This is a genomic window from Flavobacterium sp. T12S277, from assembly GCF_048514875.1.
Classification (GTDB): Bacteria; Bacteroidota; Bacteroidia; order Flavobacteriales; family Flavobacteriaceae; genus Flavobacterium.
In genome coordinates this window covers 177,378-202,808 of the sequence record NZ_JBLYEG010000011.1, presented here as the reverse complement: position 1 = coordinate 202,808, position 25,431 = coordinate 177,378, and the positions used below count along the sequence as shown (strand labels likewise).

General features: G+C 36.8%; 25 protein-coding genes, 3 tRNA genes and 1 pseudogene. 22 read left to right on the top strand and 7 right to left on the bottom strand.

The genetic code is table 11. The features are described 5' to 3' along the window. Positions 1 to 124 precede the first annotated feature (124 nt). The 6 genes and pseudogenes from ACN1CN_RS16395 to ACN1CN_RS16370 form a co-directional block, all read left to right on the top strand. On the top strand, positions 125 to 433 hold the full coding sequence (locus ACN1CN_RS16395) for a DUF4138 domain-containing protein (RefSeq protein WP_419136403.1): 309 nt from the start codon (positions 125 to 127) through the stop codon (positions 431 to 433). A 25-nt stretch (positions 434 to 458) separates the two neighbouring features. After that, on the top strand, positions 459 to 1,256 hold the full coding sequence (locus ACN1CN_RS16390) for a hypothetical protein (RefSeq protein ID WP_419136401.1): 798 nt from the start codon (positions 459 to 461) through the stop codon (positions 1,254 to 1,256). 9 nt (positions 1,257 to 1,265) lie between these two features. Beyond that, complete coding sequence (locus ACN1CN_RS16385; RefSeq protein ID WP_419136400.1) at positions 1,266 to 2,321, top strand: hypothetical protein; 1,056 nt, start codon at positions 1,266 to 1,268, stop codon at positions 2,319 to 2,321. Positions 2,322 to 2,335: 14 nt separating this feature from the next. Further along, positions 2,336 to 2,620: a hypothetical protein gene (locus ACN1CN_RS16380; protein WP_419136399.1), complete on the top strand. Its 285-nt coding sequence runs from the start codon at positions 2,336 to 2,338 to the stop codon at positions 2,618 to 2,620. A gap of 71 nt (positions 2,621 to 2,691) precedes the next feature. Then, positions 2,692 to 2,919, top strand: coding sequence for a hypothetical protein (locus ACN1CN_RS16375; protein WP_419136398.1), 228 nt, complete (start codon positions 2,692 to 2,694; stop codon positions 2,917 to 2,919). Beyond that, positions 2,916 to 3,698, top strand: a pseudogene (locus ACN1CN_RS16370) (recombinase family protein); the annotation flags it as partial. The gene ACN1CN_RS16375 and the pseudogene ACN1CN_RS16370, both read left to right, overlap by 4 nt. Before the next feature lie 730 nt (positions 3,699 to 4,428). On the opposite strand, the gene ACN1CN_RS16365 reads toward ACN1CN_RS16370, so the two are convergent. The 3 genes from ACN1CN_RS16365 to ACN1CN_RS16355 form a co-directional block, all read right to left on the bottom strand. Next, a tRNA-Arg gene (locus tag ACN1CN_RS16365) sits at positions 4,429 to 4,502 on the bottom strand. A gap of 31 nt (positions 4,503 to 4,533) precedes the next feature. Further along, a tRNA-Pro gene (locus ACN1CN_RS16360) sits at positions 4,534 to 4,608 on the bottom strand. Positions 4,609 to 4,621: 13 nt separating this feature from the next. Further along, positions 4,622 to 4,705 (bottom strand) — tRNA-Ser (locus ACN1CN_RS16355). Between the two features lie 239 nt (positions 4,706 to 4,944). On the opposite strand from ACN1CN_RS16355, the gene ACN1CN_RS16350 reads away from it, so the two are divergent. The 5 genes from ACN1CN_RS16350 to ACN1CN_RS16330 all read left to right on the top strand — a co-directional run bounded on the left by ACN1CN_RS16350 (position 4,945) and on the right by ACN1CN_RS16330 (position 8,919). Further along, positions 4,945 to 6,123, top strand: a complete 1,179-nt coding sequence (locus ACN1CN_RS16350; RefSeq protein WP_264524625.1) for an acetyl-CoA C-acyltransferase — start codon at positions 4,945 to 4,947, stop codon at positions 6,121 to 6,123. A gap of 68 nt (positions 6,124 to 6,191) precedes the next feature. Next, positions 6,192 to 6,953 carry a C40 family peptidase gene (locus ACN1CN_RS16345; protein WP_291287672.1) on the top strand — a complete coding sequence of 254 codons (762 nt, stop codon included), beginning with the start codon at positions 6,192 to 6,194 and terminating at the stop codon, positions 6,951 to 6,953. Between the two features lie 89 nt (positions 6,954 to 7,042). Beyond that, positions 7,043 to 7,543: an antitoxin Xre/MbcA/ParS toxin-binding domain-containing protein gene (locus ACN1CN_RS16340; RefSeq protein WP_264524627.1), complete on the top strand. Its 501-nt coding sequence runs from the start codon at positions 7,043 to 7,045 to the stop codon at positions 7,541 to 7,543. Beyond that, positions 7,544 to 8,011, top strand: coding sequence for an RES family NAD+ phosphorylase (locus tag ACN1CN_RS16335; protein WP_419136397.1), 468 nt, complete (start codon positions 7,544 to 7,546; stop codon positions 8,009 to 8,011). Positions 8,012 to 8,382: 371 nt separating this feature from the next. Beyond that, positions 8,383 to 8,919, top strand: coding sequence for a hypothetical protein (locus ACN1CN_RS16330; protein ID WP_419136396.1), 537 nt, complete (start codon positions 8,383 to 8,385; stop codon positions 8,917 to 8,919). Between the two features lie 393 nt (positions 8,920 to 9,312). On the opposite strand, the gene ACN1CN_RS16325 is transcribed toward ACN1CN_RS16330, so the two are convergent. Then, positions 9,313 to 10,158, bottom strand: a complete 846-nt coding sequence (locus ACN1CN_RS16325) for an AraC family transcriptional regulator (RefSeq protein WP_264524629.1) — start codon at positions 10,156 to 10,158, stop codon at positions 9,313 to 9,315. A 120-nt stretch (positions 10,159 to 10,278) separates the two neighbouring features. Here ACN1CN_RS16325 and ACN1CN_RS16320 point away from each other — a divergent pair, with 120 nt between their 5' ends. The 5 genes from ACN1CN_RS16320 to ACN1CN_RS16300 all read left to right on the top strand — a co-directional run bounded on the left by ACN1CN_RS16320 (position 10,279) and on the right by ACN1CN_RS16300 (position 13,814). Next, positions 10,279 to 11,265, top strand: coding sequence for an aldo/keto reductase (locus ACN1CN_RS16320; protein WP_419136395.1), 987 nt, complete (start codon positions 10,279 to 10,281; stop codon positions 11,263 to 11,265). A 104-nt stretch (positions 11,266 to 11,369) separates the two neighbouring features. After that, positions 11,370 to 11,975: an NAD(P)H-dependent oxidoreductase gene (locus ACN1CN_RS16315; RefSeq protein WP_419136394.1), complete on the top strand. Its 606-nt coding sequence runs from the start codon at positions 11,370 to 11,372 to the stop codon at positions 11,973 to 11,975. 2 nt (positions 11,976 to 11,977) lie between these two features. Next, positions 11,978 to 12,256: a putative quinol monooxygenase gene (locus ACN1CN_RS16310; RefSeq protein WP_291287668.1), complete on the top strand. Its 279-nt coding sequence runs from the start codon at positions 11,978 to 11,980 to the stop codon at positions 12,254 to 12,256. Between the two features lie 12 nt (positions 12,257 to 12,268). Next, positions 12,269 to 13,249 carry a zinc-dependent alcohol dehydrogenase family protein gene (locus ACN1CN_RS16305; protein WP_419136393.1) on the top strand — a complete coding sequence of 327 codons (981 nt, stop codon included), beginning with the start codon at positions 12,269 to 12,271 and terminating at the stop codon, positions 13,247 to 13,249. Positions 13,250 to 13,346: 97 nt separating this feature from the next. Beyond that, complete coding sequence (locus tag ACN1CN_RS16300; RefSeq protein ID WP_419136392.1) at positions 13,347 to 13,814, top strand: DUF3291 domain-containing protein; 468 nt, start codon at positions 13,347 to 13,349, stop codon at positions 13,812 to 13,814. Positions 13,815 to 13,886: 72 nt separating this feature from the next. On the opposite strand, the gene ACN1CN_RS16295 is transcribed toward ACN1CN_RS16300, so the two are convergent. Together ACN1CN_RS16295 and ACN1CN_RS16290 are read right to left on the bottom strand one after the other, a co-directional pair. After that, positions 13,887 to 17,570 (bottom strand): PKD domain-containing protein, encoded by a 3,684-nt coding sequence (locus ACN1CN_RS16295; protein ID WP_419136391.1) that lies wholly within the window; start codon positions 17,568 to 17,570, stop codon positions 13,887 to 13,889. 278 nt (positions 17,571 to 17,848) lie between these two features. Next, positions 17,849 to 18,556: a class I SAM-dependent methyltransferase gene (locus ACN1CN_RS16290; protein ID WP_419136390.1), complete on the bottom strand. Its 708-nt coding sequence runs from the start codon at positions 18,554 to 18,556 to the stop codon at positions 17,849 to 17,851. 199 nt (positions 18,557 to 18,755) lie between these two features. Here ACN1CN_RS16290 and ACN1CN_RS16285 point away from each other — a divergent pair, with 199 nt between their 5' ends. Then, positions 18,756 to 20,036: a DUF2130 domain-containing protein gene (locus tag ACN1CN_RS16285; RefSeq protein ID WP_264524637.1), complete on the top strand. Its 1,281-nt coding sequence runs from the start codon at positions 18,756 to 18,758 to the stop codon at positions 20,034 to 20,036. A gap of 164 nt (positions 20,037 to 20,200) precedes the next feature. Here the strand turns inward: ACN1CN_RS16285 and ACN1CN_RS16280 are convergent, their stop codons facing one another. Then, the gene (locus ACN1CN_RS16280; RefSeq protein ID WP_419136389.1) at positions 20,201 to 20,965 is read right to left on the bottom strand and encodes an META domain-containing protein; all 765 of its coding nucleotides are present in this window, start codon (positions 20,963 to 20,965) and stop codon (positions 20,201 to 20,203) included. 258 nt (positions 20,966 to 21,223) lie between these two features. On the opposite strand from ACN1CN_RS16280, the gene ACN1CN_RS16275 reads away from it, so the two are divergent. The 5 genes from ACN1CN_RS16275 (at position 21,224) to ACN1CN_RS16255 (ending at position 25,332) form a co-directional block, all read left to right on the top strand. Continuing rightward, entirely contained in the window at positions 21,224 to 21,808 is a 585-nt protein-coding gene (locus ACN1CN_RS16275; RefSeq protein ID WP_419136388.1) for a DUF4202 domain-containing protein, read from the top strand. A 132-nt stretch (positions 21,809 to 21,940) separates the two neighbouring features. Further along, positions 21,941 to 22,600 carry a response regulator transcription factor gene (locus ACN1CN_RS16270; protein WP_291287661.1) on the top strand — a complete coding sequence of 220 codons (660 nt, stop codon included), beginning with the start codon at positions 21,941 to 21,943 and terminating at the stop codon, positions 22,598 to 22,600. A 161-nt stretch (positions 22,601 to 22,761) separates the two neighbouring features. After that, complete coding sequence (locus ACN1CN_RS16265; RefSeq protein ID WP_419136387.1) at positions 22,762 to 23,475, top strand: endonuclease/exonuclease/phosphatase family protein; 714 nt, start codon at positions 22,762 to 22,764, stop codon at positions 23,473 to 23,475. A gap of 3 nt (positions 23,476 to 23,478) precedes the next feature. Then, positions 23,479 to 24,102, top strand: coding sequence for a class I SAM-dependent methyltransferase (locus ACN1CN_RS16260; protein ID WP_419136386.1), 624 nt, complete (start codon positions 23,479 to 23,481; stop codon positions 24,100 to 24,102). 552 nt (positions 24,103 to 24,654) lie between these two features. Next, the gene (locus tag ACN1CN_RS16255) at positions 24,655 to 25,332 is read left to right on the top strand and encodes a hypothetical protein (RefSeq protein ID WP_419136385.1); all 678 of its coding nucleotides are present in this window, start codon (positions 24,655 to 24,657) and stop codon (positions 25,330 to 25,332) included. The last annotated feature ends 99 nt before the right edge of the window (positions 25,333 to 25,431 follow it).

The following is a 25,431-nucleotide window of genomic DNA, read 5'->3' as shown; positions in this document are numbered from 1 at the left end:
TTTAATCGTTAATTAACCACAAAACCTGGTGGTCAATTTGCTCCGGAATCAGGTGGTCAGTTTGCTCCGGAACGGGTGGTCAATTTACTCCGGAATTAGGTGGTCAAATTGACCGGTTTTTCCAATAAAGGTAACAAACAACTCAAAAATCAATTATGATATCGACCAGCTTCGTTTTTTTATTCGAGATACTAAAAAAGTAAAAAGAACGGCTTCGCAGGAAATTGAAATTAACCCAATTTATATCTTGAATAATGTAGCTAAAATTGATGGTGAAACAGAAAACACTTTCGTATTTGCACTTCCTAAATTTACAATTCCAGAGAAAAAATACTTAGCCATTCAGCTTATGGAGAAAAATGGTGGCAGACATGTAGAACTGCATGTAAAGAACACAAAACTGGTACAGGTTACTGTACTTCCTAAATTATAATTAGTAATCATTAAAAAAAAGAGTCATGAACGAGAAAAATTTTGAATACTTAAAAGAGCAGGTAAAGTACACCGGTTTCGGTGAAACACTAGAGTCTGAATTAAAAGAAAAATTACAAAAAGAAGAACCTAATTTTACTTTGACCCATCATGTTAAATATGGCAATGATACTGCTACAGCGACATTGAACTTTAAAAAATCCGATCAAAGCGATATTTACTTCTTTAATTCTTATAAAGTAGAATTGCAAAAAGAGAATTCAAAAGAAGCTTTGGAGCAAACCTTTTATATCAATAAAGGAAGCAACATCACTATGAAAGAAGCCTTCAATCTTATGGAAGGCAGGGCTGTCAATAAAGATCTTACCAATAAAGAAGGAGAAATTTACAATTCATGGCTTCAAATTGACTTTAAACAAACTGAAACTAATGGAAATTTCAAAGTAAATCAATACCATCAAAATTATGGTTATGATTTGGAAGTAACACTTTCAAAACACCCGATTAAGGAACTTGAAACCCCCAAATATAAAGAAGATTTGATGAATTCGATGAAAAAGGGGAACCTGCAATCCGCTACTTTCTTAAAGGAAGGCGAAGAGGTTAAACAGTTTATCGAGGCCAGTCCGCAATTCAAGACAATTAATGTATATGACAGCAATTTGCAACGCATTGATAATCGTAAGTCTAAAGAAGAAAAGCAATCCGAAACTCAGCAAGCTTCCGAAAAACAAGGTAGTAAAAAGCAAAACCAAACCGCCGATGATGATGGACCAGAAGTGCCAAAGGAAGCAAAGAGAAAAAGGAAAAGCCAATCTATGTAATCAGTAATCATGAACGAACAACTTCCCGTTAACAGAGTAGAGATGGAATTGAACCAGTGGCGCTCAAGGGAAGAGCGTTTTAGTAAACTGTTTAATTTCAGTCTTTCAAACAATAGATCACTACTTAAGGAAAAGCTGCATCATTATGAACGTATTGGAACAAAGTACAAAGGCACTAAAAATATCGAAGAACGTTTTGCTTTGCAGATGCTCAAGCAGGAAAAGAGCAAAATACTAAAACAGCTTTATCCTAATCTATTAGTTCGTCTTCTACGTAAACTTATCGTTGCGCCACTAATAGATCAAATTGCGGTTCGTAGGGATGCAAAAGAAGAGGAAAAGAACAACCAAGCGCTGTACGAACAGGTGCAGCGTATTGGTTTTGGAGATTTGTCAAATCAAATTGATCAGCAAATCAAACAAAGTCATGAGCAGTTCACTATTCCAGTTTGCTATTACGTCAACGAAAAGGAACGGCTGAACCATGAGTTGTCTTTTGCTAAAGACCAGAGTGGACAGTATCAAATTGAAGGATATAAAACCACTTTGCAAAACGAATCAAAACCTGAAGAAAACAAAAGTCAATACTTTAAAGTTGAGCAAGAAAATCCTGTTAACACATCGCAGGCTTATAATTTATTAGCAGGACGAGCGGTTCAAAAGGAAAAAACTTGGATTCAATTGGATCTTAACGACAAAGATTCCAATGGTAATCATCGTATTAAAGAATTTCATTCGGGATATGGTTATGATCTTGAAAAGGCAGTACTGCAACTTCCTTTAAAGGAATTATCAAATAAAACTGAAGCCGATAAATTAAAGGATGCTTTAAAACAAGGGAATAGGCAGCCCGTAACCTTGATTAAAAACGGAAATGAACATCGGTTTTATATTGAAGCCAATCCTCAGTTTAAATCGGTAAACATTTATGATGAACACTCCAGAAAAATAACACTCTCAACAGCATTGGGTAATAAACCAATGGAAACTGTAAAACAGCTGCAAAATTCAAATGAGAGCCAACAGGAGAACCATTCCAAAAAAAATGGTATGCGTGTAAGCTGATAATCCAGGAAATAATGAAAACACTAAAACCTTTATCTGATTTCTTTAAGGCAATAGAAAAAGATCATCGTATCAGTATCACTCATATTGGTATATATGCTGCATTGCTTCAATTCAGGACAGAAAAGGGTTTTATTAATCCTATTGAGGTCTACAGGCACGAAATTATGAAGTTAGCTAAAATAACCGGACCTGTAACATACCATAAATGCATACGGGAACTAAACGAGTATGGTTACATTAGTTATCTGCCAAAACGTAACAGAAATCAAAAGAGTACTATTTATTTTCCTATATGAGTAATTGAATCAATTTTAATTTAATAAGTAAAGCCCGCTTGCGGGCTTTTGCTATCAATAGAAGGAGGTATATGATGAGAGAGGAAGAAATTGATAGAATAACACCACACAAGGCAATGGAATTATTGAGAAAGGATGGTATCAATGTAGATGTTGAACAAGCAAAAACCATCTTGGATTTTCTGTACGAAATGGCTGAAATAGTGGTTGATACATATTTAGATAAACAAAAAAAACGTAAATTTACCCTCACGCAAATGGGCGTAAATAAGTATAATAAATCAATAGTGAAATCATGAAAATTGCAGATTTATATATCCGGGTAAGTACAGAGGAGCAGGCTGATAAAGGGTATTCGCAAAGGGATCAGGAAGAACGTTTACGCAAATATTGTGAATTAAATTCTTATCAGGTTCGAAAAGTGATTATTGAAGATCATTCTGCAAAAACATTTAACCGTCCGTCATGGAAAAAATTCTTGATGGAGCTTCGTGCACGTAGAGGACATTCCGATTTGGTACTCTTTACCAAATGGGATAGATTTAGCCGTAATGCAGGTGATGCTTATCAAATGATAAGTACTTTACGAAGATTGGGAGTTGAACCACAGGCTGTAGAACAACCTTTAGATCTTACAATCCCGGAAAATAAAATGATGCTTGCCTTTTACCTTGCGGCACCTGAAGTAGAGAATGATCGCAGAGCATTAAATGTTTTCCATGGAATGCGCAGGGCGAAGAAAGAAGGTCGTGTTATGGGACTCGCACCTTTAGGCTATATAAATAAAATTTCCGAGACTGGAAAAAAACATATTGCCATCAAAGAGGATCAAGCTAGTATCATGAGATGGGTATTTCAAGAATTAGCTAAGGGAAAATTAAATACAGAACAAATCTGGAAATTAGCAAATAAAAAAGGTTTAAATGCCACTAAAAATAGTTTTTGGATAGCATTACGTAATCCTATTTACTTTGGAAAAGTCTTCATACCAAAATACAAAGATGAAGAAAGTCATTTAGCCCAAGGTCAGCATGAGCCATTAATTCCTGAATCCCTTTTTTATGATGTACAGGATGTACTCGATGGACGTAAAAGGATTAGAAGAACTACTTTAACAGTTGATCCCGCATTACCTCTTCGTGGTTATCTAATATGTCCTTTATGTGGCAAGCTACTCACTGGCAGTGCTTCTAAAGGCCGTTATAAGTATTATCATTACTATCATTGTCGGTTAGGTTGTACGTTCCGCGAGAAAGCCCCTGAGTTAAATAAAAGAATTGCAGACGAAATAAAAAATTACGCAAGACCACTACCCTTTTTAGAATTATATAAAGAAGTAATAATATCCGTATTTAAAAATAAGACAAAACATGAACGCAGTGATGTTAGTCAATTAAAGAACGAATTGGATCAGGCTAATGAAAGATTGACAAAAGCTAGAAATTTACTAATTGCCGGGGATCTAGACGCAGATGATTACCGTATAATAAAATTAGAGACTGAAGAAAGAATAAACAGGCTCGAAGTAAAATTAACCTCCGGAATTAAAGGTACTGCAAACGTGGAACCCCTACTGAATAAGGCTATCAGTCATATTTCTCAACTGGCAACATTATACGAAGAAGGCACAACAGCAAGAAAAAGAAAGATAATTGGTTCGATTTTTCCCGAAAAACTCACTTTTGAAAATAATCAAGTTCGAACCACCAGAATTAATGAAGGATTGAGGCTAATGCTCTTATTTTACAAGGGCTTAGACAACAAAAAAAAAGGGACAAATCAGAATTTTTCTGATTTGTCCCAAGAGGTGAACGCAGAAGGATTCGAACCTTCGACCGCCTGCTTAGAAGGCAGGTGCTCTATCCAGCTGAGCTATGCGTCCATTTGTTATAAAACTTCCGACAAAGTTTTTGTCGGGGTGGCAGGATTCGAACCTGCGGCCTCCTGCTCCCAAAGCAGGCGCGATAACCGGGCTACGCTACACCCCGAGGCAAAATTAAGCGGAGAGACAGGGACTCGAACCCTGGCGACGGTTACCCGTCGACAGATTAGCAATCTGCTCCATTACCGCTCTGGCACCTCTCCAAGCTCAAGAAACGTGTTCTGTTTTGCGGTTGCAAATGTAAGACAACATTCCATATCTCACAACTATTTCGACGCTTTTTTTTGTCTTTTTTCAATCTTTTTTTTAAACCTCTTCACTATCAAACAAATAGAATTAACAAAAATTTGATATTAAATTTAAAATCCAATCGAATTGCCTCAAAATTTGAATTTATTCAAATAAAGAGTAAATTTGCTTGATTAACTAATATTAACAGAAAATGAACAAAAGAGTTGTTATCGTTTCTGCCGTTAGAACACCTATCGGAAGTTTCATGGGAGGTTTATCTACCGTACCCGCACCAAAATTAGGTGCTGCCGCAATAAAAGGCGCACTTCAAAAAATTAACCTTGACCCAAAATTAGTTGATGAAGTTTTTATGGGTAATGTGGTACAGGCCGGAGTTGGCCAGGCACCAGCACGTCAGGCTGCACTTTTTGCAGGTTTATCTGAAGAAGTTGCCGCTACCACTGTAAACAAAGTTTGTGCTTCAGGAATGAAAGCTGTTATGTTCGCCGCACAGGCTATCGCTTGTGGTGATGCTGAAATCGTAGTAGCCGGAGGAATGGAAAACATGAGTTTGATTCCACATTACGTACAAATGCGCAACGGAACTAAATTTGGTCCAGCTTCTTTACTTGACGGAATGCAGAAAGATGGTTTGACAGATGCTTACGATAACAACGCAATGGGAGTTTGCGCTGATTTATGTGCGTCTGAATACAACATCAGCCGTGAAGAGCAGGATAATTTTGCTATTCAGTCTTATGAAAGAAGTGCAAAAGCCTGGGATGCCGGAAAATTTGACAACGAAATTGTTCCTGTAGAAGTTCCGCAAAGACGTGGTGAACCTATTATCGTTTCAAAAGACGAAGAATATACCAATGTAAAATTAGACAAAATCCCTTCGTTAAGTGCTGTTTTTACTAAAGACGGAACAGTTACTGCTGCAAACGCTTCTACTATCAACGACGGAGCTGCCGCTTTGGTTTTGATGTCTGAAGAAAAAGCAATCTCGTTAGGATTAAAACCCTTAGCCTACATAAAAGGTTATGCTGATGCCGCTCAGGAGCCAAAATGGTTTACTACAAGCCCGGCAAAAGCATTACCAAAAGCTTTAGACAAAGCAGGAATTTCAATAAGTGATGTTGATTATTTCGAATTCAACGAAGCATTCGCAGTTGTTGGATTAGCCAATTCAAAAATCCTTAGCCTTGATAACGACAAAGTAAACGTAAACGGAGGAGCTGTTTCATTAGGACATCCACTAGGATGCTCAGGAGCAAGAATCATTGTAACTTTACTAAGTGTTTTAGAACAAAACAATGCTAAAACCGGAGCTGCAGCAATTTGCAACGGTGGTGGCGGTGCTTCGGCAATTGTTATCGAAAGAGCCTAAATACTATTTTATTAGGAGTTATTTCATTTGTAAATAACTCCTAATTTTCAACTCATAAATTACCCTAAATGTTCGGAATTTGCAATCTAGCCATAGTACCTGTACGAGCTGAGCCAAGTGACAGAAGTGAAATCGTTACTCAACTTTTGTTTGGTGAACATATCGAGATTTTAGAACGCCAAAATCAATGGGCCCGAATAAGAATTCAGTTCGATGACTATGAAGGCTGGGTAGATTCAAAACAATACCAGGTTATCTCTGAAGCAAATTTCAACCAATTAAGCAATGAAGCTATTATTCTAAATGCAGACCTGATTGATTATATTACTTCTTCGAATAATTTACTACTGCCAATTCCGCTTGGCGCTTCATTATCCTTTTTAAACAATAATGAAATTAACATTTCAAATTTTGATTTTGAAGGCACCAAAACCAGCGGTATAAAACCTAAGAGCGCTATTATAAGCACGGCTTTTATGTATTTGAATGCTCCCTATCTTTGGGGAGGAAAAACTCCTTTTGGAATTGACTGTTCCGGTTTTACCCAAATGGTCTACAAATTAAACGGCTACAAAATTCATCGTGATGCCTCACAACAGGCCCTTGACGGAGAACCTTTGAGTTTTATCGAAGAAAGTGAGCCCGGCGATCTGGCCTTTTTTGATAACGAAGAAGGGAATATCACACATGTTGGTATCATTATGGACAATAATTACATCATTCACGCCAGTGGAAAAGTCCGTATTGATCGTTTAGACCACTTAGGAATCTACAATCCCGAAATAAACAAACACACCCATAAATTACGAGTGATCAAGAAGATAATCTAACTTTTTCATCCTCCCTCTAAGTTAATTTTTCTTTAAACCTCAAAGCGAACAACAAAATTGTTGTATCTTTATAGCAAATTTGTTGTGTCATGGAAAAATTAACGCAGAAAACAGAACCTTTTGATACTAAAAGAAGTATTCGAAATGCCTCCGGAAAAGTAATCTCCATTAAAAGATCAACTTTAAGTTCTGATGGCAAAGAGTACAGCTGGAGCAGTAAACTGGAGCGCGTTGGAGTCATCCGATCCGGTATTCCTTATGATTCAATCGAAGTCATTAGCAGGCGATTAAACAATCCTGTAAAATCTGTTCTGGCGATTGTAGGGATTCCTCAAACGACTTATAACAAGAAAAAAAGCGAACATTTGCTTTTAGACAGCAGAGACAGCGAATTGGTTATTTTAATCAATGAGCTGATCGATTATGGCCTTGAAGTTTTCAACAATGAAGAAGAAAAATTTCAAAGATGGCTTAAAAAACCCAATTTATCTATTGGCGGAAGCACTCCTGAAAACATGCTCGACACCGTAACGGGAATTAACGAAGTGAAGTTTAGTTTGAATCGATTAGAGTTTGGAAACTTAGCTTAAATGAAGGTTTTTAGAATCGAAAGAGAAAAATACTTAAGCACGACTTTAGCTGGAATTGGAGCTTCAATGTCTGAGGGTTTTCGATGGAACAGCCTTAATACCCGCATGGTTTATACTGCCGAAAGCCGAGCATTGGCAACACTTGAAGTATCTGTTCATTTAGATTTAAGTGAAGATTTGCCTTTGGATCGTTTTTATGTTGAAATCGAAATCCCGGACGACATTACCATTCAGGAGGTTCAGTTAGAAGACTTACCGGAAGACTGGAATTCGAAACCTCCAATAGTAATCACACAAACGATTGGGGATGATTTTATAGATTACAACGAAGCTGCAGTCTTAAAAGTCCCGAGTTGCATTGTACCACAGGAGTTCAATTATTTAATAAATCCAACCCATCCAGACAGTAAAAAAATTAAGGTTGCAAGCACTACCCGGATGAATTTTGATTCGAGATTTCAACATTAATTTCGCGAATTGACACGGATTTAAAATCTATTTAATCTATATAATCATTGGCAAAAATTAGTACCAATTAGTACAATCCGTATTTAGACACCAATTTCACTAACTAACACAGGTTAAAAATCTATAGAAGTTACGACGGAATTTATAGTTGGTGGGAAGAGAAAGACAGTAAAAACAACTACTTTTGAAGATATTGAGAAAAGGCGTAAAAAAAAGAACTGTCAGACTTTAATAAAGTACTTTTAGAAGCTAAGAATTTTAGGAAATAAGATCTATAACTAACTATATTAAAGTTTAATTAGAACTAAGTATTTTAAAAACAGTAAATTCTCAAAAATTAACTAATATTGTATTAAGAAACTAATTAGTAGATGAGTGAGAATAAACCGAAAAGAAAAAGAATAACTATTCCAACTAGTGATGTAGTAGTTGGATCATTAACGAAGTATACTCCCAATTCCTGTACACAAACCGGTAGACAATTTCATAAAGCTGTAATCCACACAGATGTAGAATTATGGTTTGAAAAACATTGTGACACAAGGCAAATAGAACGTGGATTAGAATCAAATACACTTCAAGATTTAACTGTTAGATGTATAAATCATATATTCTACTACCAATTAAGATATCCTGCTCATGTGTTAATACAATATCCGGAAAAGAGAGGGATAAAATATAGGTTTATTTTACAAGAAAGAAACAAGGATGGTGATCTTCTAAACATAGCAACAGAAATACATTTTGTTGATATTGGGATATATGAAATCACATTAGTGACAGCAATGATAGAAGAGAACTTTAATATATTTGATACACAATTAGTACTTAGAGTTGATGGTGAAAGTTCTCAATTATTGCGACAAGTAAACAAAAAACTAGAAGTACTTGCAAGTTACATTGGATAAAATTTTCCTATACTATCTTACGGGTCTATAGAGAAAAAGAATCAAATATTACACTTAGAAATCTAATCTTATTGTAATTTTGTCTAAGAATCATAAGACAGGGTAGAAATAAATCTGAACGGTCGATAGACAGGGTTTAAAGTTATCTGAACGGTCTTAAAATATAAAGCCTCCATTAGGAGGCTTTTTTATTAATATCGCCCGCAAAAAACAGAAAAATCTAGTGCAAAAAGAATATACTTACCAAATCTATATACCCCTTTTAATCCTTGGCGAAAAAAATTAGTGCAATCCGTGTTTAAACATTAATTCCACAAATTGACATGGATTTAAAATCTATTTAATCAGTGTAATCAGTGGCAAAAAATTAGTACCAATTAATGCAATTCTTATTTAAGCACTGATTCTGATTGTTTTCCTAAATTCTGAAGGGCTATTCCCTTTTTGCTTTTTAAAGAATTTATTAAAGTGGCTTTCATCGGTAAAACCAAACTCGTAAGCAATCTCATTGATTCGTTTATCACTAAACTGCAGACGATGCTCAATCAGCTTTGTTTTATAATTACTGATATACTGCTGCATGGTTTCGTTGGCATGCTTTTTAAAATAGCGTCCTAAATAGGTATTTGAAATTCCGAAATAATCACTAATCGATTCTGCTTTGATTCTCTCAGGATAATAAATATTGTTTTGAATGTATTGCAGAATGTCCATCGCTTTTGCCTCACAACCAATATTTACCTGTTCCGGCAAATACTTCGCGATATTTCTTGCCACGACAATAATTAAAGTGTTAACCAGTTGCTGAATCAACTCTTTATTATAGACATCTTTATCTTCATACTCCCGAATAATAGCCTCTACCATAACTTTCACCAAACATTTATCGGCAACATTTTTTAAAATGCAGCCCGGCTGATGATTAGCGTTTTGCAGGATATACTCTAAACGCTGAATGTTTTCGTTTTGCAGACTTGAATTTTTTAAATAAATATCATTGAACCTCAAAAAGAAAAAATTGGTTTTGGTTTCAATGGTAAAATTATGACAATCCTCAGGCGTCAACAAAAACAGATGTCCCGCATCATATTCAAAGACATTTTTATTGATGCACTGCAAACCGGTTCCACCCAGAATATAAACCAATTCAAAAAAATTATGACGATCTCCTACATCCGGATATTCATCTAAAGTTTCAAAGGAAACACTAAACGGTTCGTATAAATTTTCTTTTTTCATAATCGCTGTTATTATATCGTGGCTGCAAATATACCTAAAAAACACAAACATATACCATTTAACACTCTTAAAAATGGTATAATTTTGTCAAAAATTTTTAAACGATCTAAAACATCACTTATGGAATATAGAAAATTAGGCAATACTGAACTCGAATTATCCACAATTACTTACGGTGCATTTGCTATTGGCGGGAATATGTGGGGCGGAAATGATAAAGCAGATTCAATTGCTTCTGTTCATGCTTCAATCGATCATGGTGTTACTACAATTGATACTGCTCCTTTCTACGGATTTGGTTTAAGCGAGGAAATGATTGGCGAAGCTCTAAAAACTCAAAATCGTTCGAAAGTACAAGTATTGACAAAATTTGGTTTGGTTTGGGACGGAAGTACCAACGGAAAGGGCGAATTTTTTTTCGATGCTGAAGACAATGGAAAAAAAGTACCTATTTACAAATATGCTTCGAAAAACAATATTATTAAAGAAGTTGAAGAAAGCCTAAAACGTCTTCAAACCGATTATATCGACTTGCTTCAAATTCACTGGCCGGATGCTACAACTCCCATTCACGAAACAATGGAGGCATTGGAAAGCCTAATTCAACAAGGAAAAATCAGAGCAGCCGGTGTAAGCAATTACAGTGCATCGCAAGTTCAGGAAGCTCAAAAAACCATTCAATTGGCCTCCAATCAGGTTCCTTTTAGTATGTTAAATCGCAGTATTGAAACGGATCTGATTCCATTAACACTTGCGGAAAATATTGGCATTATTGCTTACAGTCCAATGGAAAGAGGTTTATTGACCGGTAAATATTTCACCGATGGTAAATTAAAAGACAACGATCATCGAAATGGCTATTTTGGTCAGTTTGATCTTCAAAAAGTAAAAACTTTGGTGGAAGAACTGAGCTCATTAGCCAATGCCAAACACATTTCTATCTCACAATTGGTTTTGCGCTGGACGACTTTACAAAAAGGGATTACAATTGTTCTGGCCGGAGCAAGAAATGCCGAGCAAGCCATTTCAAATGCCAAAACAATGGATTTTGATTTATCCGTTTCTGAATTAGATTTCATTAATCAGGCTATTTCAAAATTAAAATAGTTCCCCGAGCAGTTTTACCTTCTTTTAAAAGCATAAAAAATTAAATTATATCGGAGAGATAGCACTCTTATCTCTTACACAAACACATAAGAGCAATTCATAGTATGAAAAAAATATTTATTATCAACGGCGGGCAAAATTTTGCTCACTCAGGCGGAAAGTTCAATCAAACCGTTACCGACTGGACTTTGGAATACTTAACAAACAGTAAAAAATTTGAAATAAAAACAACCAATATTCAGGATGAAATTGATCTTGAAAAAGAGGTCGAAAAATTCGTTTGGGCCGATTTAGTGATCTACCACACTCCGATCTGGTGGTTTCAGGTTCCTAATCTTTTTAAAAAATATATTGACGACGTTTTTACTGCCGGACATGAAAAAGGAATTTACAAAAACGACGGTAGAACGAGAACAAATCCGGACATTAATTACGGTACAGGCGGGCTTTTACACGGGCGAAAATACATGCTTACCACAAGCTGGAATGCTCCTGCAACAGCTTTTACCCTTCCGGGAGATTTTTTTGAAGAAACAACTGTAGACGAAGGTGTTATGTTTGGTTTCCATAAAATGAATAAATTTGTAGGAATGGAGAAATTAGACGGTTTCCATTTTCATGATGTTGAAAAAGGTGCCACAGCCGAAAATATTGGTATCTTTAAGGTGAACTATACCAACCATTTAGAACAAATCTTTAAAACTTTATAATTATGATCTCAATAACTGCTATTTTAAAAAGTAAACCGGAAAATACAGCACAAATCAAAAACATGCTAAATCATTTGATTACAGAAACCAGAAAAGAAGAGGCTTGTGTACGTTATGATCTTCACCATAGTGAAAATGTTTTTATTATTTGGGAAGAGTGGAAAGACCAGCCAGGACTTGATATCCATAACAATCAATCGTATTTACTGGATTTCATTAAAGAAAGTGAAACTTTCATCTCCTCTCCTATACAGGTTTACAAAACGGCACAAATCTTATAATTTAAAGAAACAATGAAAGCACTTTTTACAAATACATACGAGTCTGATTTTGTCAGTACTGAAATAGAAATACCAACTCCAAAAAGCGGAGAAGTTTTAGTTAAAATTCACGCAAGCGGTGTTAACCCGATCGACAACAAAATTCGCATTGGCGTTTCGCCTTACGCATCGCCTGTTTTACCTGCGATTTTAGGAACTGATCTCGCGGGCGTTGTTGAAGCCATCGGAAAGGATGTTACTGATTTTAAAGTTGGTGATGAAGTTTACGGACTCGCCGGAGGTGTACTGGGACTTCAGGGAACTTTAGCCGAATATACTGCTGTTGATGCAGCTTTACTGGCTTTAAAACCTAAGAACTTAAGCATGAAAGAGGCCGCAGCCGTTCCGCTTGTATTGCTAACAGCCTGGGAGGGCCTAGTTGACAGAGCAAAAGTAAAAAAAGGCGATCAGGTTTTGGTTCATGCCGGAGCCGGAGGTGTTGGACATATGGTCGTACAATTGGCCCGCATTTTTGGTGCCGATGTTTATGCAACCGTTTCGCCTGAAAAAGCGGCTATTGCAGAAGCCTTTGGAGCCACTCCAATTGATTACAGAACCGCAACTGTTGAAGATTATGTAGAGCAATTTACAGCTGGAAAAGGTTTTGATATTATTTACGATACTGTAGGCGGGACATCCTTAGACGATTCTTTTAAAGCCATTCGCCATTATGGTCAGATTGCCAGTTGTTATGCTTTTGGAACACACAATTTAGCTACGGGATCCCTTCGATCTGCAAGTTTACACGGTGTTTTTGTTTTGCATCCAATGATTAGCGGTGAAGGCAGAAAACATCACGGAGACATCCTGAAAGAAGCTGCAAAATTTATCGAAGAAGGAAAATTAAAACCTATTATTGATCCCCGAAAATTTACTTTAGATAATGCAATAGAGGCTCATAAAGCGGTTAGCGATGGTTCGGCTATCGGAAAAATTGTAGTGGATATCGTTTAATTTCAAAATTCTACTCTTTTTTGTGATATTAATTTACTTACAAAATTAATTTCGATAAAAAAACTAACTTGCCTCTTATTCAAAACTTTACAATTTTATGAGCGAGTACCATTTAGCCGAAATTAATATTGCCAAAATGAAAGGTATTGATATAAACGATCCTATCATGAAAGAGTTTAAAGACAATATAGATCTTGTGAATATTTTGGCCGAAAACAGTGATGGCTTTGTGTGGAGGTTGAAAGATGAGAGTTATAATACGACAAGTCCTAATCCGTATAATGATGAGCAGATTATTATTAATATTTCTGTTTGGGAAAATGTGGAAACATTAGAGCATTATATGTACAAGACTTTTCACAGCGATTTTTTAAAACGACGAAAAGAATGGTTTTTTAAATATGGAAAAGCACATACAGCAATGTGGTGGATTCCTAAAGGCCATGTTCCAACTCTTGAAGAAGCAGTAGAAAAATTAGATTATTTGCAGCAAAACGGAGTTTCGGAATTGGTATTTGATCTTCGAAACAAGTTTCCGGCACCACAATTAAAAAATATTTCTTAGTAAAATAATTAAATAAAAAAGAGACTGTATCCCAAACGGACACAGTCTCTTTATTTTTTATAGCAGACTAAACTACTGCTTTATGATTTTCTGAGTGAAAGTTTTTTTAGCTGAAGAAGTTACGTTAAGAAAATATACTCCTCTTGTTTTTCCCGATAAATTAATCGCTTTTTCGGTGTTATTTCCTCCGGCAAAAGTTTCGGTATAAATCATTTTTCCTTCGGCGCTATGAACGGTAACTGTATAATTATCAGCAGTAGATGGTGTTACCACATGAAAAACATTAGTGGAAGGATTTGGATATACCTGAACTCCTTTCAGATTGTTTATTTCTCTTGGTTTTGTTACTGCCAAATTAGGGCCGTTGTCTACTTTTAAATTATCAAACCAGATTCTGGTTCCAAAACCTGAAGTGCTTTTAAATTTAATTAAAACATTTTTCTGTTGTTTTACGATGCCTAAATCAATCTTTTCGGCTCTCCAGTCAGAATCTTTAGTTGGTGTCCAATCATTCGTTTCGTTTGATGTAGTTGTTGCAGGATCGTCCTGAATTGGAGGTGAAACCGTTTGCAACTGTATTTGATTTTTAGAATAGACATTCGTCCACGTCACACCACAATCTGAAGATACCAAAATATCAATCTTATCGGGAGCTGGTTCAGGATCAAAAACGCTGAAATATTGGGTATAAGCCAGATCAAAATACAAATAAGGTGTTGCCGCAGAAGAAAGATCAACTGCTTTTAAAACAAGTTCGTCGACCTTAGCTGCCGGGTTGTCGGCATTATTGATTACCAGACAGGATAAGTCTCCTTTACCAACATCCGAACGTTTTTCCCATGTAATAGCATCTTCACCCGGATTAATGATTTGCCAATCCTGAACAGGAAAACTTCCTTCAAAATTTTCTAAAAACGGAAGGCTGTTTTTACTTTTTATAACTACCACACCCGTTTTTGTCATAGCAGTTCCTGTTCCATAAGTATTAGAAGCTGTTAAAGTCACATTATAAGTTCCCGGGTTATCATAAACAACAGTAGGCTCTTCGCTTGTTGAAGAAGACGGTGTACCTCCCGGAAATGACCATGCCCATGCTGTAGGCTCTCCTGTTGAATTATCTTTGAATGCAATTGGAAGATCACTGCACAATTTATCGCTCTTCACAAGAAATTCTGAGAATGGAGTTTCTTTACTATCAAAATTAAATTTCAAATTGTCAATCCATATTCTTGCGCCAAACCCTGAAGTGTTTTTGAATTTAAATAAAACGTTCGGTTCTCCTTTAAATCTGGATAGGGTGACTCTTTCAGTTCTCCAATGTGAGTCTAAAGACGGAATCCAATTGTTGGCATCGGCACTTTCAAATGTTTCTAACTCCATATGAGTCTTTTTATAAATACTTTCCCAAGTAACTCCGCAATCTTTTGAAACTAGAATTTCCAGAGCATCCGGACTCACGGCATCAAATTTAGCATAGGCCACATCGAATGAAAAATCGGTTACTCCAACTGACAAGTTAGCTGGTCTCAGAATAATTTCATCTACCTCACCCACCTTATCATTGTCGGCATTATTCATAACCATACAAGAGGAGGAGTTATGCCCTACTCCGATGCGTTGTTCCCAGGCTAATTTATTGTCCGGATTAATAATTTCCCAGTCTGCTGGTGGAAAAGAACCTTCAAAGCCTTCGGTAAAAGAAGTTTTATAAGGATCAACAATGGTTATAAAATTATTTTTAGTCGTTATTGTTCCGCTACCATTGGCATTTTTAGTAGCCAGTGTTACGGCATAAGATCCCGGTACATCATAGGTTACTGTTGGATTCTGATCGGTAGAACTTGACGGTGTTCCTCCCGGAAACGACCAGTTCCAGGATGTTGGATTTCCTGTTGAAACATCTACAAATGGAGCTGTAAGACTTGTACAACGCGTATCTCTCATGCTGGATGCAAAATCAGAAACCGGAGTAGCAGCCTGCGTCACAGCAACGTTTACATTATCAATCCAAACTCGTGTTCCATAGCCCGACACGTTTACAAAACGAATCGAAACATTGCTGTTCCCGATATATGCATTAAGGTCGACTACTTCTTTTCGCCAATTGGCATCTGTAACGGGTATCCAATTATTGGCCTGAGCGGTAGGAACAGCTGTGGTTTGTAAAACCGTGTGCGTTTTCGAATAAACATCATTCCAGGTAAGTCCGCAATCTGTCGAAACCTGTACTTTTAAAACATCAGGGCTTACATCATCAAACTTGGTATAAGCAACATCAAAATACATTTGACTGTTTTGTCCCGCCGTAAAATCAAAATAAGGCAATCTGATATAATCCAAAGCACCTAATACTGAGTTATCGGCATTGTTCATAATCATACACGAACTGTCATTGTGCCCCACTCCTTTACGTTTCTCCCATCCAAGACCTTTGTCCGGGTTTGTAACTTCCCATCCTCTCGGAGGAAAAGCTCCTGCAAAACTCTCCGTATAATTTACATTTGATTTTTGATCTACTTCGATATAATTCTGTACTTCTTTGGTATTTGTTCCCAGCGAGTTGGTTACCTCTAAAGTTACTTTGTACTTTCCTGATGTATTGTAAGTAACGATCGGATTAACGTCTGTTGAAGTTGCCGGAGTTCCTCCATCGAAAGTCCACACTCTTGAATTGGGCAATCCCAAAGAAACGTCTTTAAAAGCTATTGCTTTTCCGGAACAAACAGCGGTTGTGCTGTTGCTAAAATTAGCCAGAGGAGCAGTTTCAATAAGTCCAACTGCACCAAGATTAGCGGGCTCCCATAAAAATCCTCTCGGATATTTGGCAACCGTTTTATCTTCCAGCCAGTACGTCATTGCATTGGTCTGATCACGGGTGTACATATTTTGGCATTCCGTATTGTAATCCATGTGGTTTTCGGTGTTGGCATACACTCCGCAGCTGTTCAACACATTTCTGGCACAGCCTTCCGCAACTTTGGTCGGAGGAGTATCCGCCATCCCGTCATTAACCGGATCACAATCGTCCTGGAAAGTGTGTTTTAATCCAAAATAATGGCCAAACTCATGTGTCATTACCTTTGCAAAAGTAGCACTCGCATGTGATCCGCAGGTACTCCCAATGTACCTGTGGTTGAAAGCCACACGCGGTATGGCATCCTGAATGGGTAAAAACGCATGTCCTGAACCAGTAGCCCCCTGTCCCGTATTGGGTTCATCCACCACCAAAACATCCAGATAATACCTGTTGTTTTTGCCGTACCAAATGTGGTCATAAATTCTGGCATCATAACCGTCGGCAACGTGTGCTTCGGGATGCCAGTCTAAACCCGGAATTTCTAAAGGATTCCCCTCCGGATCTACGGTCGCCAAGACAAACTGAATGTTCATTTTACTTTTAACAGCGTCAAAACGAGGATCGGTTGTGGCATATCCGGGAAACAAACCATTAAAATCTTTGTTCACGATTAATAATGCATCATCAATTCTGCATTTCATCTGCTCTTTGGTAAAAGTATTATTGATATTGGTTCCATCGGTCAAAATGTGAAACACAACCGGAATGAGATAAGGAGCGGTAGCCGCTTTCTTTGTATTCCCTTTTTTCCAGGTTTTAATTTTAGAAAGCGATTTTTGAAATGCCGTTTCTTCCTTCTGGGACAATTGGGTTCCGCAACCAATAGGGTTTTGCTTTTGCCCAAAGGAAATGTAGCATTGAAGCAGAAAAACTGCAGCAATAAGGTAGTTTTTTTTCAAAATAATAGTTTTTTGTTAGTTGTTATTCCGAATATAAAATTGTCAGAAAATTTGTTAAAAATTTAAACTTTTAAAACAAATCATTATTTATAATTTTATATTCGATGGTTTTTTTTTGATAAAATTATCCATTTAACACTTATAAAAAAGATATTATCTTATTGTAAAACAATTGTATCTTATCTGGTTTTTGTCGTTGTAATACATTCTAAAAAACAAAAAGCTGTCCTCTTACGACAGCTTTTCTTAAAAAAAGTTTTCAATTCATCTTATCTTACTTACTTAATTCCTCCAAAAGCTCCAAAACACATGTTTTTGTGTAAAATTTCCACTTTTGTGAAACCCACTTTTTTCATCAGATCCAATTGGTAATTCATCGATCTTGGGGAATCTTCTTTTTCTACGTAGTCCAGAACTTTTTGTCGGTATTCGGCCCCTCCAATTTCTTCCAGATAATCGCCATAACGCTGCCAGGTATAGCTGTTTAAAACTTCGGTATCCTGAGTAATTAAATCTGAAATAAAGAAACAGCCACCGGGTTTTAATAATTTAAAAATTTTGGCAAAGGTCGTTTCCCAATCCTGATCGTCTCTCAAATGATGCAAAACTGCTCCTGCCAAAATAATATCAAAGTGGTTCTCTGCCAAAGGGACTTCTCTGATATCGCCTTGTTGTACCTCCACTATTCCATTTGTTTCTTTTGAAACTCTTTCAAAGGCCCTGTCCAGCATCGGCAAACTCAAATCGACCAGCGTGCAGTTTAAATTCGGCACTTTCGAAAGCATTTTTAAAGTATAATTTCCGGCACCACAGCCTATATCCAAAACATTCACCGCAGTTGGAACAATCCTTTTGGCGGCTTCGGTAATTAATTCCAGCGAAATAGTCGCATCGATAGTGGCTACTTGTCCAGTTTCTAAATTTGAAAATCGTTCGACATCCTTATCAAAACGTTCTCTGATTTCTTCAATGGTTGATTTTTTCATAGTTTTTTTGTTGCTCCCGAATAAAACGGGTTTATTAGTTATATTTTTTTGTTCCGAATTCACGAATTTTTATGTCTAAAATCGATATGAATTCGCGGATAAAAAAATCATTACAATTTATAACACCAATCCCAATAATAAAAAGGGAACTTTTAAATATCTTAGCAAATTATAATTCTACAAAATAAAACCAACAAAAATGGCTGAGCAATCTTCAATCCAGTGTCCAAATTGCGGCACCCCAATCGATGTAAATGATGTTTTGAAGCATCAATTGGAAGATAGTATCCGTAAAGAATTTCAACAAAAAGCTAACGCTCAGTCCAAAGAAATGGAACTTAAGAACGAGCAGTTTGAAAAAGCAAAAGCTGAATTTGAAGCCAAAAAGAAACAGGAGAACGAACTTTTTGCTGAACGACTGGACCGTGAAAGAAAGGTTGCCGAAAAAGAAATTACTCAAAAATTAAAAACCAAACTCGAAGAAGAAAATAAAGACCGTTTGCAGCTGATGGAAAAAGAGCTTTCAGAGAAATCGGAAAAACTGCGTGAGCTTAATAAAATGGAGGGCGAAATTGCTAAGCTTCAGCGCGAAAAACTCGAAATGAAGGAAGCCATCGAAGCAGAGGCTCAAAAACAGCTTAACGCGACTTTAGTTTTAGAACGCGATAAGATCAGAAAACAGGAAGAGGAAAAAAACGAGTTAAAAATAAAAGAATACCAAAAACAGTCTGACGATCAAAAAAAGCTGATTGAAGAAATGAAACGCAAGCAGGAACAAGGTTCTATGCAATTGCAAGGTGAAGTGATGGAACTGGCGATCGAAGAATGGCTGGCCAGCAATTTCCCGTTAGACACCATCGACGAAATAAAAAAAGGTGCCAACGGAGCAGATTGTCTTCAGGTTGTAAATACCCGGGAGGTACAAAATTGCGGTTCTATTTATTACGAAAGTAAACGTACTAAAGCTTTTCAGCCCGCCTGGATTGAAAAGTTCAAAAACGATATTAGAACCAAAAGAGCCAATATTGGAGTTTTAGTGACTGAAGTTATGCCGGCCGGAATGGACCGCATGGGAATGCGCGACGGAATCTGGATTTGTACTTACGAAGAATTTAAAGGCTTAAGTGCCGTTTTACGTCAATCGTTAATACAGGTTAGCCAGGCTGTTCAGGCGCAGGAAAACAAAGGCGATAAAATGTCGATGTTGTATGATTTTTTAACCAGCAATGAATTCCGCTTACAGGTGGAAGGAATTGTCGAGGGCTTCACACAGATGCAAAGTGATCTGGACTCCGAAAAAAGAGCCATGCAGCGTATTTGGAAGCAACGTGAAAAACAAATCGAAAAAGTAGTTCACAACACTTTGGGAATGTACGGTTCGATTCGCGGTATTGCCGGAAATGCTGTTCAGACGGTACGCGCTTTAGAACTTGATTTTGTAGAAGACGAGGAAGAACAAAAAACAAAGGAACTGGAATAAGTACACCAACTGTGTATTTTTTACTCCTTTCCCTTTTTATCTAAATGCAATTTGCCATTCCAATCAATGAGTTCTCGTGAACAATACTGTCTTTTTACAGCATTAACCCGGGAGATTCATCACAATCGGAATGGCAAATTTTATAGTTTTTTATAAGATGGGATTTAATCTACCTTTCTAAATACCAATAGTTTTCCGTTAGGATTAGACAATGTCAATCTTAGATCTCCAATTGAATAAGTGTTTGTACTTTGTAATGCCTGCACAAACTCTCCTTCTTTGTTACCCGGCATACAAGCCATCATAGTTGAAATTACATCAGAGAATCGCAACAATCCTTTTTCGAAGAAAATGGTTCCTCCTATTGAATTACATCCCCCAAATCCCATGAATTTATTCTCAGCTGCGTTAATTTCAATTCTTGGCAATTCTTTTTGGAAATCAGAAGCAGTCACTTTTTTTCCATTTAACTCTTCCAATACCCAGATATCATGCAAACGATAATCGGTAATGTATTTACCACAGCCGTTTAAGGTCTGGTCCTTCATCTCTACCTTAACCGTATAAGGAGAAACAGTTCCCGACATTGAATCGGTACATTCAAATTGCTGAATGGTAATGGTGGCCGAAGTTTTTCCATTGTTTACTTTGTACATCTTTACATTGGCATCCATTGCTCTGATGGGTTCAACAGCATTAAAACTGATGGATTCCATTCCTTCGATCAACGATGTAAAAACAATTTTATCTTTTCCAAATTTCAATCCCCAAAACGGTTCATTTCCAGTAGCTTCAAAATAAACACTTAAATCTTCTTCTTCTGAAGTTGTTTTAGAAGTTGTTTCATTCGTGTTTGTTTTTTTAACTGCAACCGACTTACAACTTAAGATCACAGACATTAGGGCGCATAGTAAAAGTACTTTTTTCATATCATTAAATTTTTATTATGACTCCACACTAGAAAAAACCGGGCCAAAAATCGTTACTGCTCATTTTTTATGATTTTTTTAAGCAGAACCCTTCCTCTAATTTAAGAAAAATAACACAATTACAAAAGAAAGTATAAAATACTGGCAAACTCAACGGATTTGCAGGGTGCAACAAAACAAATCAATACTTCTCACTGCCGAAAAAACCTACCCAATCACTAATTTCTGTATCTTTGAAATCTATTATTTCTCTAAAAAATGAACACACCTTTTCAAAAAGCCAGCCAATTGATTGATGCTGAGAACGCTCAGGATCCTAATATCGAAACCGATCAAAATACAACCTATCCGAAGGAATTACTGTATTCTGACAGGATGTATAAACGATTGATGCAGTTTGAACCTGAGGCTTCAGAACAAATTCAGATTGCTTCGAAAGCACAGCACATTTGCCGATGGAAAGTGGCACGCGAATCCTATCCGATGGATCGTGTGGGGTATTTAAAATGGAGAGAAGAGCTTAAAAAATTCCACGCAAAAACCACTGCAGGAATATTAGAGAAAGTAGGATATGCTCCTGAATTTATTGATCGTGTTTCCTTTTTGATTGAAAAAAAACTACTTAAAAAAGACGCTGAAACACAGCTGCTTGAAGATGTAATTTGTTTGGTTTTTTTAGAATATTATTTGGATCCTTTTGTGCACAAACACGATGAGGAGAAACTCAAAAACATCATCAAAAAAACCTGGGATAAAATGTCCGACAAAGGACATCAGGAAGCCCTAAAAATCAATTATTCCGAAGAAAATCTAAATCTGATAAAAGCCTCGTTAGGACTATAATTTTCAAACTTAATTTAAGAAACATTTCCTTCAGCCCCCACACCTACTTGATTCTTAATCCATATTACGTATATTTGCTTAGTCAATTTAGACAAATATACGTAGCATCTTGAAGTAACAATTAAATAAATAATGAGTAAAACGATTCGGGTAGTCCTCGCGGATAATCATGTTTTTGTAAGGGATGGAATAAAATCTTTGTTGGAAAACGAAGTAAACATAGAAGTTGTAGGCGAAGCTACAGATGGAATCGATACACTCGAAGCTGTTGCTGCAAGTGAGCCAGACTTACTTATACTAGACATACGTATGCCGCATTTAACGGGTATTGAAGTAGTCGAAAAACTTAGAAGTGAAAATAATAAGGTTAAGATTATTATACTCACCACACATGAATCTGAAGAATACGTATTAGGTGCATTGAAAGCAGGTGCCGAAGGGTATTTACTAAAAGATTCCAGCAAAGAAGAATTTTTAAAAGCCCTACATACAGTTTTAAATGGAGGAAAATATTACAGCGGTGATGTTTCAGGAATTTTGATTCATCACTTTGTGCATTGTACTGTTTCATTAGGGCCTAAACAAGCTTTAGCCGAAGAAATCACGATTACTAAGAGAGAAAAAGAAATTCTGTCTCTTTTATTATCCGGAAAAGGAAATAAGGAAATTGGCGAAACTCTTAAAATCAGTAAGCGTACTGCCGAAGTGCATCGTTTTAACTTAATGAAAAAACTAAAAGTAAAAAACCTGATGGAGCTTTCAAACAAAGCAAGCGAGTATTCTTTGTTATAAAAATTACGTACAATTACGTAACTAATTTGCCAGAAATTACGATATTCTACCTGCCCTTTTCGATTTCTGAAAAGGGCATTTTTTATTCTTCGAGCCCCTCGATAACACCTTTTAAATTGGTATATTTGAGAGGGTCTTTTCTCAGACAGGAAAATCAGCTTATGAAAATTATAGCATGGAATTGTAATATGGCATTCAGAAAAAAAGCAGGCTTTCTTGACGCTTATAATGCCGATATTGCTGTTATCTCTGAATGCGAAAATCCTGAAAATCTAAAATTCCAAACCGATACAAAATTGCCAAACGACATTCTTTGGTACGGAACCAATCCCCATAAAGGACTTGGTGTTTTCTCCTATAGCACTTATAAGTTTGAATTGTTGGACTGCCATAATCCGCTGTTCAAAAACATTTTGCCAATAGCGGTTACGGGCGGAGCCGTTGATTTTACATTGTTTGCGGTTTGGGCCAATAATCCACAGGACAAAGACGGCCAATATGTAACTCAGGTTTGGAAAGCGATTAATTACTATGCAGATCTGATCAAGGAACACAAAACCATTTTGATTGGAGATTTTAACAGTAATACGATTTGGGACAAACCCCGAAGAGAAGGAAACCATAGTACCGTTGTAAATAAACTGAGCGAAAAAAAGATTTTCAGCACCTATCATACCTATTTCAATCAGGAGCAGGGCAAAGAAGAGCATCCTACTTTATATCTTTACCGGCATGAAAACAAACCCTATCATTTGGATTACTGCTTTGCCTCACAAGATTTCATAGCCGTTTTAGATACTGTCGAAGTTGGCACTTACCGCGACTGGACGATGCTGAGCGATCACAAACCTTTAATCATTAATTTCAATATATAAATCATGACCAACTCCTGGACCGAACGGTGGAACGACCGTTACAGCACCGAAGAATTTGCCTATGGCACCGCGCCCAACAACTATTTAAAAGAAACCTTAGAAAAACTAGACCCCGGAACCATTCTCTTCCCTGCCGAAGGTGAAGGCCGAAATGCCGTTTTTGCTGCTAAACTGGGCTGGAACGTTTCGGCATTCGATATTAGTTCAGAAGGGAAAAGCAAAGCTCTTAAACTAGCCCAATCTCAAAATATCACCATCGACTATCAGGTTGGAGAACTCGAAACCCTAAACTATCAACCGGAACAATTTGATGCCATTGCTTTAATTTATGCACACTTTCCGGCAGAAATTAAATCGGTGATCCACAAAACACTCGATCAGTATCTGCGCAAAGGAGGTTATATTCTTTTTGAAGCGTTCAGCAAAAAACACCTCGAATATCTGGCCATCAACGATAAAGTGGGCGGACCAAAAGATATTGCTTCTTTATTTTCGATCGAAGAAATTCAATCTGACTTTCCCGATTATGAGATCATCACACTGAAAGAAAAAGAAATCGAACTCAATGAAGGTCTTTTCCACAACGGAAAAGGTTCCGTTATCCGATTTATAGGAAAGAAAAAGTAATTCGTTTTACAATCATTTCGTAGAGGCGCAGCAGTGCGTCTCTACACCGCATCTCTCTCCCCTCACACAATTGCGTCCTGCTCTCTTCCATTACAATGGAGCAATTTCTAAAATAATATTTAATATAAGGAGCTGTTTCCAGCTGTCCGTTGTATCTTTTGTCCCGAACCCCGGCACAAAAGGATGCCACTCCCATCTGGGCTAATGAGCTCAGTGTACAGTGTACAGTTTTCAATTTACAGCTCACAGCCCACATCTCACAGTTTACATCTCACAGTTTACATTTCACAGTTTGCATTACACAATTAATAATTAACAATTAACATTTCACAATTAACAATCAACTCCTCCCATTTTCCATGTAGAATTGTTAAGAAATTTTGGTTTCAGATTTCAGCTAAAAAACCAAACAATTCACTTTCAAATACTTAATGTTAATTTTTATAAGAAAACTTAACATTGAATACCATGTTTTATAATTATCTTTACTTAACTATAACTTAACAATTTAGTTACATTGCTAATAATAACCTTACCTAAAAGCACATTTATATGGAAAACAAACCCGAAGAAAGTACCCCGGAAAAAATCGATTCTGTAAAACCTGAAGCTGTTCAACCAGCTGCAGAAACTGCAAAACCTGCCAGCACTCCTGTTAAAAAAGCACCCGTTCGTAAAGCGGCGCCTGCTAAACCAACAACAGCGGCAAAACCAACAGCAGCAAAACCGGTAACCCCTAAAGCTCCTGCAGCTTCTGTTACCAAAGCTGCAAGTACTACAGCAAAAGCACCTGCCAAGGCGGTTGTAAAAACGGCTGCAGCGACTTCAACTACACCAAAACCGGCAGCAGCAAAAGCACCGGTAAAAAAAGTAGTAACACCAGCCGCTAAGCCAGTAGAAAAAACTGCTGTACAAACAACTGTTACGAAATCAAAAGAAGAAGATACTAATCAGGCAGTTAAAACCGAGGAAACCGGAAAAGATAAAGCCGCTAAAAAAGCCAAAAAAGTGAAAGACAAAGAAAAAGACAAAGCCAAAAAGAAATTAGCTAAGAAAAAAGAGAAAGCTAAAAATGATAAGAAGAAAGAAAAAGCTAAAAAAGCAAAACTAAAAGCGGCAGCTAAGAAAAAAGAAAAAGCTAAAAAAGCGAAAGACAAAGCAAAAGCTAAAAAAATTGCAAAAAAGAAAGCGAAAGCTCAGAAAAAAGCGAAAGCCAAAAAGAAAAAATAATCTTCAGAAAGGTTTGACTTGATAAAAGTTGAACCTTTTTTGTGTTTAAAGGGCTTCGACTTCGCTCAGCCGGACAAAGCGGATATCACTTTGAGTGCC

Coding starts and splice junctions, on each gene's coding strand:
- ACN1CN_RS16280 (WP_419136389.1), bottom strand. CDS start 20,965: ATGAAAAAAGTACTTTTACTATGCGCCCTAATGTCTGTGATCTTAAGT.
- ACN1CN_RS16390 (WP_419136401.1), top strand. CDS start 459: ATGAACGAGAAAAATTTTGAATACTTAAAAGAGCAGGTAAAGTACACC.
- ACN1CN_RS16305 (WP_419136393.1), top strand. CDS start 12,269: ATGAAAGCACTTTTTACAAATACATACGAGTCTGATTTTGTCAGTACT.
- ACN1CN_RS16310 (WP_291287668.1), top strand. CDS start 11,978: ATGATCTCAATAACTGCTATTTTAAAAAGTAAACCGGAAAATACAGCA.
- ACN1CN_RS16340 (WP_264524627.1), top strand. CDS start 7,043: ATGGAAAAATTAACGCAGAAAACAGAACCTTTTGATACTAAAAGAAGT.
- ACN1CN_RS16315 (WP_419136394.1), top strand. CDS start 11,370: ATGAAAAAAATATTTATTATCAACGGCGGGCAAAATTTTGCTCACTCA.
- ACN1CN_RS16260 (WP_419136386.1), top strand. CDS start 23,479: ATGACCAACTCCTGGACCGAACGGTGGAACGACCGTTACAGCACCGAA.
- ACN1CN_RS16345 (WP_291287672.1), top strand. CDS start 6,192: ATGTTCGGAATTTGCAATCTAGCCATAGTACCTGTACGAGCTGAGCCA.
- ACN1CN_RS16330 (WP_419136396.1), top strand. CDS start 8,383: ATGAGTGAGAATAAACCGAAAAGAAAAAGAATAACTATTCCAACTAGT.
- ACN1CN_RS16285 (WP_264524637.1), top strand. CDS start 18,756: ATGGCTGAGCAATCTTCAATCCAGTGTCCAAATTGCGGCACCCCAATC.
- ACN1CN_RS16320 (WP_419136395.1), top strand. CDS start 10,279: ATGGAATATAGAAAATTAGGCAATACTGAACTCGAATTATCCACAATT.
- ACN1CN_RS16270 (WP_291287661.1), top strand. CDS start 21,941: ATGAGTAAAACGATTCGGGTAGTCCTCGCGGATAATCATGTTTTTGTA.
- ACN1CN_RS16375 (WP_419136398.1), top strand. CDS start 2,692: ATGATGAGAGAGGAAGAAATTGATAGAATAACACCACACAAGGCAATG.
- ACN1CN_RS16265 (WP_419136387.1), top strand. CDS start 22,762: ATGAAAATTATAGCATGGAATTGTAATATGGCATTCAGAAAAAAAGCA.
- ACN1CN_RS16290 (WP_419136390.1), bottom strand. CDS start 18,556: ATGAAAAAATCAACCATTGAAGAAATCAGAGAACGTTTTGATAAGGAT.
- ACN1CN_RS16380 (WP_419136399.1), top strand. CDS start 2,336: ATGAAAACACTAAAACCTTTATCTGATTTCTTTAAGGCAATAGAAAAA.
- ACN1CN_RS16275 (WP_419136388.1), top strand. CDS start 21,224: ATGAACACACCTTTTCAAAAAGCCAGCCAATTGATTGATGCTGAGAAC.
- ACN1CN_RS16335 (WP_419136397.1), top strand. CDS start 7,544: ATGAAGGTTTTTAGAATCGAAAGAGAAAAATACTTAAGCACGACTTTA.
- ACN1CN_RS16255 (WP_419136385.1), top strand. CDS start 24,655: ATGGAAAACAAACCCGAAGAAAGTACCCCGGAAAAAATCGATTCTGTA.
- ACN1CN_RS16325 (WP_264524629.1), bottom strand. CDS start 10,158: ATGAAAAAAGAAAATTTATACGAACCGTTTAGTGTTTCCTTTGAAACT.
- ACN1CN_RS16385 (WP_419136400.1), top strand. CDS start 1,266: ATGAACGAACAACTTCCCGTTAACAGAGTAGAGATGGAATTGAACCAG.
- ACN1CN_RS16350 (WP_264524625.1), top strand. CDS start 4,945: ATGAACAAAAGAGTTGTTATCGTTTCTGCCGTTAGAACACCTATCGGA.
- ACN1CN_RS16300 (WP_419136392.1), top strand. CDS start 13,347: ATGAGCGAGTACCATTTAGCCGAAATTAATATTGCCAAAATGAAAGGT.